Raw genomic sequence first — 540 nt, 5'->3', positions numbered from 1 at the left:
GATATTTTTCTTGCCTTTAGCGCAGGCACATTTTTGATGCGCAGCGCAGGTTGCGTGGTAAATGACTTTGCCGACCGCAATTTTGACGGTGCAGTAGAGCGCACTAAAAACCGCCCGTTTGCCAAAGGTTTGGTTTCTAAAATCGAAGCGCTGCTTTTGACCGTCATGTTGTGTCTGATGGCAGCTTTATGCTTGGTGCAGCTCAACCGCTTTACTTGGCTGATGAGCCTTCCGGCCTTGTTCCTGGCCATCACATATCCCTTTACCAAACGCTTTTTCCCGTTGCCGCAGTTTTATTTAGGACTGGCATTTTCGTTCGGCATTCCCATGGCCTTTGCCGCCGTGCAAGGCCGAGTGCCTTCCGAAGCGTGGCTGATGTTTACCGCCAATGCCTTATGGACGTTGGCTTACGACACGATTTATGCCATGGCGGCCAAAGAAGACGATTTGAACATTGGCATCAAAACTTCGGCAATCACATTTGGCCATCACGACATTACCTGTCTATTATATACATCTAAGAGCCCACGAGAGTGGGCA

General features: G+C 49.4%; 1 protein-coding gene. It reads left to right on the top strand.

Translation table 11 applies throughout. The features are described from left to right. Window positions 1–540 (top strand): UbiA family prenyltransferase (locus ACTHUR_RS17485; RefSeq protein ID WP_440399985.1); only part of this gene is annotated, 540 nt, incomplete at both ends.

This window comes from Neisseria sp. P0021.S007, assembly GCF_051956855.1.
The sequence above is the reverse complement of the archived record's forward strand: the minus strand, read 5'-3'. Positions and strand labels throughout refer to the sequence as shown.